The organism is Lentzea indica, assembly GCF_012184385.1.
In the GTDB taxonomy this organism is placed as follows: Bacteria; Actinomycetota; Actinomycetes; order Mycobacteriales; family Pseudonocardiaceae; genus Lentzea; species Lentzea indica.
In genome coordinates, this window is the sequence record NZ_VSRL01000407.1 from 1 (window position 1) to 5,059 (window position 5,059).

A 5,059-nucleotide genomic window follows, 5' to 3' on the forward strand; every position below is an offset into this window, starting at 1 on the left:
CGACGCGGAGCGCCCGAACCTGACCGCCGCCATCCGGCACGCGGCTCTGCACGGCCCGCGTCCATGGCCTGGCAGCTGGCCGACGCGCTGCGCGGCTATCTGTGGATCGGCCAGCACGTCGGCGAGTGGCTCGCGACGGCGCATCACGGCCTGCAGGCCGCGCAGGCGTCCGCGAACCCGCCGGCCGAGGCCGCTATGCACACGAACCTCGGCACCCTCTACCTGCGGCTCGGCGAGTACGCGTTGTCGGTGGAGCACCACAACCACGCGATCGAGCTGTACCGGGGACTGGGCGACAAGGACGCCGAAGCGAGCGTGCTGAACAACCTCAGCCTCGTGCACCGCCGCTCGGGAGAGCTCGAAGCCGCGAGGGACGCCCTGGTCCGGTGCCTGGAGATGCTGCGCTCGGCCTCGGCGGACAGCGTCAGCACCGGCCTGTACAACCTCGGCCAGCTCGCCGTGGAGCTCGGCGAGATCGACGACGCCGTCGACCACTTCTCGCAGGCCCTGGCTTTGGCGCCGAACGCGGACAGCCACGCCTACCTCGGTATGGCCCTGCGCCTGCAGGGACGGTTCGCCGAGGCACGCGCCCACCTCGAACGCGCCCTGGAGATCGGCAACGTCCCCGCCGGTGAGGCCGAGGCCCTGGAGAACCTCGCCGCTCTGGAGCTCGCCTCCGGCGACACCGAGGTCGCCCTGTCGCTGGCGTCACGGGCGCTGTCGCTGGTTGCCGACGGCGGGGATCAGCAGGTGGCGACGTCGGTGCGGATCACGCTCGGCGAGATCCGGCGATCTTTGTTTGACTTCGACATCGCGGCGGAGCTGTTCGAACAGGCCTTGGCGACGGCCCGGCGGATCGGTTACGCCTCCGGCGAGATCCGGGCGTTGATCGACCTGGCAGTGGTGTGGCGGGATCTCGAACGCGATTCCGAGTCGCGGTCCGCCGCCGACCAGGCCGCGCGGCGCGGTGCCGAACTCGGCTTGCGCGCCTTGGAGAACCGCGCGCGCGAACTCGCCTGACCGCTTCCGATATCCGATATATCAGCCAGCGGTATGCCATATATCGGCTACCGGTGACAACGTTGTCATGCCGCCTGGGACGAGCGGCCGCTCGCCACGAAGTCCATCCGGCACCGATATCCAATACATCGCATACCGCCTGGTCAGCGCCACCAATGCTGATATATCGGATATCGCATGGTGGATATCGCTCAGCCGATGAGGCCCTCGAGGCGGTGCGCGAGCTGGTCCCACCGCCAGTGGTCGCTCACCCACTCCCGTCCGGCACGCCCCATCTTGGCCGCCATCTCGGGATCGGCCAGCAGCGCGGCGACCTTGGAGGCGACGTCCTCGACGTCGCGGCCGTCGACGACGTTGCCGGTGGTGCCGTTCAGCACGGTCTCCGGCGCGCCGCCGGACCGTCCAGCCACCACGGGCAGCCCGGTCGCCGAGGCCTCCAGGTAGACGATGCCGAGCCCTTCGACGTCGAGGCCGCGGCCGCGGGTGCGGCAGGGCATCGCGAAGACGTCACCGACGTTGTAGTGCGCGGGCAGTTCCTCCCACGGCACCGAGCCGGTCAGCACGACATCACCGGTCCGGGTACCGGACGCCATCTTCTCGAGCGTCCCCCGGTACGGTCCGCCGCCGACGATCAGCAGGGCGGCGTCCGGCACCGAGCGCTGGATCAGCGGCAACGCACGGATGAGGACGTCCTGCCCCTTGCGCGGCACCAGACGCGACACGCACACGATCACCGGCCGGTCGCCCAGCCCGTACCGGCTGCGGATCTCGGCGCGTGCGGCGGGATCCGGACGGTACAGCTCGGTGTCCACACCGGACGGAAGGTGTTCCAGCGCGGCCATCGGCCCGAACGCCGACGCGAACCGGGAACGGGTGTAGCGGCTGACGTAAGTCACAACGTCCACACCGGACCCGATGGCCCGCAACGCCTGCCTTGCCACCGGCAGCATCGACCATCCGACCTCGTGCCCGTGCGTGCACGCCACCGCGCGGCTCAACCCGAGCGAAGGCGCCAGCAGCGCCAGTGGTGCCGCCGCACCGAACCACGCGGCCTCACACGACTCGGCGCGGGCGATGTCGCGAGCGCGCGCGAGGACGTCCGGCGTCGGCAGCATCAAGGACGTGGGATGCCGCACCACCGGGAACGGCTGCGCCGCGTCGAACTCCTCCGCGCCCTTCCACTTCGGCGCGTACACGACGAGGGACTCCGCGGGCAGCCGTGTCGCCAAAGCGTGCAGGTAGGACTGGATGCCACCGGGGCGGGGCGGGAAGTCGTTGGTCACCAGCAAGGTTCGGCGCACGAACCCAACGCTATCCGATGCTCGATCGCAGGAACTCACGCCAGCCCGCGACGTCCACCGGGGCAAGGCTTCTCTGCAAGTCCACAGCGGACATCGACGCGTGCCGCAGGAAGAACTCCACGACGCCCCGCTCCCCCAGCCGCGACTCCAGGTAGACCATGATCGAGTACGCCTGCTGGTAAGCCAGGTCGCGTCCAGGACCGCCGAAGTCGGTGGGCAGTGCCGAGACGTCAGAGGTGAGCAGCGGCGCGGCCTGACGAAGCGACAACCCCAGTCCGTGGAACGCCACCCAGTCCGCGAACCCCTCCACCAGCCACAGCGGAGCCGAGTCCGAGGTCAGGTCGCGCGTCGCGACGTGCGTGATCTCGTGCCGCAGCAGCAGTCGCAACTCCACGTCCGACAACGGCGCCGCACGCACCCGATTGAGGACGACGCGCTGCCCGGCGCCGTCGCGGATCGCGATCCCGGCCATGTCCGCGAACGCCGGCCCGACGAGCGAGACCAGCTCGGATTCGGACGCCGGAACGACGACGTCCACCCGCCGCGACCAACCGATATCCAATATATCTCCGACACCGCGGACCGACTCGTCGAGCATCCTCGACACCCGACCTGCCAGCTCACCGTCACAAGAACTGCTGGTCACAGTGCCCGAAGCGACCCTCAGCACCGCCTCTTTGCAATGGGTTGTTGCAGTCGGCGGCAACTCAACGGGCCGCATTGCAACGCTGAGGCCCAGCAGGAACGTCATGGCGACCGTGACCGCCAGCAACGTCCTGAGGTGCCTCACCGGCGCAACGCTAGCCCTCGATGCGCCGAATCACCGCGATGGGCCCGATGGCGTCGATCGGCGCGATCTTCACCGGCTGGCCCTCTGTCGAGGCGTGCACGGCACGCGCGTTGTCGACCGCCATGGCGACGTGCGACCGGCTCGAGTAGTAGATGATCAGGTCTCCTGCGCGAACCTCGGGCCGCGTCACCACACGCCCGACACCGGCCTGCCCTCCGGAGGTCCGCGGAATCGAGACCCCGGCTGCCGCGTAGGCCTTCATCGTCAGCCCGGCGCAGTCCCACCGATCGAGCCCGGTCGAGCCGTAGTAGTAGTCGTCGCCACGCTGCTCCAGCGCGAACGCCAGAGCGAGCCCTGCCGTCCCGGAAGGCACGCTGATCGGCGAGCGGTCGCCAGGATCGCGCAGTTTCGACACGACAGGGGCCGGCAGTCGCGTCAACGCCGCCCGCACCTCGCCGATCTGCGCCTGCAACGCCCGGTTCCGCCCGTCCAGGTCGCTCTTCAACCGTTCGGCAGCCGCGGTGGCCTCAGCGGCACGAGTGCGCGCGTTCTCCGCCACCTGGTGCGCCTGACGGGCCTTCTCCACCGCGCTGGACAGCCGTGCCAGCGACTCCGCCTTGTCGGCGGCCAGCACCCGCATCATCTCCAGGCGGTTCAGGAAGTCCTGCTGCGAGTCCGCCACGAGCAGCGCCGACAGCTGGTTGAACCGCGCGCCCTCGAACGACGCCTGGGTGATGAGGTCGACCTGGCCGCGGAAGTCGTCCTCGTCGGACTTGGCCTGCCGCTCGATCTGCTGCGCCGCCGCGACGTCCACGGTCGCGCGTTCGAGTTCGGCACGCCGCTGGACGAGATCCTCCTGCGCGCGCAGGACTTCCTCGTTGAGCTTTGTCGCCTGCGCTGTCAGATCGGCGTACGTGCGCGCCGGATCAGCCGGCTGCGCGGCCAAAGACACGGCGGGCGTGGCCGCGAGCAGCACAACAACCAGAAAACCACGGGTGAGCTTGCGCGACATGAGGTCGCCGATCCCCTTCGCCAGAACAAGACCGTCAAGATCGACGGGCGTCAGGCTACCGGGTGATCAAACGCGCCCGAGACGGGCCAGCAACACGGCGGACGGCACCGGGTGCGCACCACGGCGACGCACCGAATCCGCGACCGCGCGATCCGACGTCACCACGACCACAGGCCGTCCCTCGGGCTCTGCGGTGACCAGCGCACGGATCACGTCGTCAGCCAGAACACCGGGGTCGCTGAAGAGCACACGCACGCCACGAGGCGCCGCCGCGGGCACGGCCACCACCCCAGCGCCGTCGAACACCAACGTCACCTCTGCGCCTGTGCGCGCGGCCAGCACGGCCAGCTGATGCACGAGCCGATCGCGTTGGTCCGACAACGACAGCTCCGGATAGCCGGTCTTCGTGACGTTGTAGCCGTCCACCACCAGGTGCACCGCGGGCAACGCCAGCAACCGGTCCAGCCGCTGCCGGATCCTCCACCGCGCTCCAACGGCCCCCTGCGACGCGCTGGCGCCTCGCACGAGGTCGGCGGGACGCGGCCCGGTCCCACCCAGGGCCAGCTCACGACGCAGCCCCGTCACGGCACCGTCAAGCGTGTCCACGAGCAACGCGAGCCGCACCTCATCCGCTTGCCGGGCCTCGCGCGCGGACTGCCGCGCCACCTCGGCATCCGCGATCGCCCGCTGCGCCTTGCCCCGCTCGGTCTCTGCCCGTTCCCGCTCCCGGTCGCGCTCCGCGGTGAGGCGCTTGACCTCGTCCGCTGTGCGTTCCTGGATCCTGTCCACCTCGGCGGCCGCGGCCTCTGCGGCGTCCTTGGCTCACGCAGCTTCACGCCCTGCTCGCGCAGCCGCTTGCGAAGGCGTTCCAGCTCGATCTCGGCGTCCGCGCGGACGCGGCTTCGGCGGCGCCGTCGAGCTGACTGCGCTCGGACC

General features: G+C 70.1%; 4 protein-coding genes and 1 pseudogene. 1 reads left to right on the top strand and 4 read right to left on the bottom strand.

Features of this window, described 5'->3' with window-relative positions; all coding sequences use genetic code 11:
• Positions 1-1,020 (top strand): tetratricopeptide repeat protein (locus FXN61_RS47115; protein ID WP_223165890.1); only part of this gene is annotated, 1,020 nt, incomplete at its 5' end.
• Positions 1,021-1,211: 191 nt separating this feature from the next.
• Here FXN61_RS47115 and FXN61_RS47120 read toward each other — a convergent pair.
• From FXN61_RS47120 to FXN61_RS47135, 4 genes and pseudogenes are all read right to left on the bottom strand, one after another.
• A complete protein-coding gene (locus FXN61_RS47120) occupies positions 1,212-2,321 on the bottom strand; it encodes a glycosyltransferase family 4 protein (protein WP_167980292.1) in 1,110 nt (369 codons plus the stop codon).
• Between the two features lie 10 nt (positions 2,322-2,331).
• Entirely contained in the window at positions 2,332-3,111 is a 780-nt protein-coding gene (locus FXN61_RS47125) for a hypothetical protein (protein WP_167980293.1), read from the bottom strand.
• 10 nt (positions 3,112-3,121) lie between these two features.
• Positions 3,122-4,123 carry a C40 family peptidase gene (locus tag FXN61_RS47130; RefSeq protein WP_167980294.1) on the bottom strand — a complete coding sequence of 334 codons (1,002 nt, stop codon included), beginning with the start codon at positions 4,121-4,123 and terminating at the stop codon, positions 3,122-3,124.
• A 66-nt stretch (positions 4,124-4,189) separates the two neighbouring features.
• A pseudogene (locus tag FXN61_RS47135) lies at positions 4,190-5,059 on the bottom strand (NYN domain-containing protein); the annotation flags it as partial.

Bases quoted from the DNA above. Each gene is read 5' to 3' on its own strand.
- FXN61_RS47130 (WP_167980294.1), bottom strand. From the start codon at position 4,123: ATGTCGCGCAAGCTCACCCGTGGTTTTCTGGTTGTTGTGCTGCTCGCG.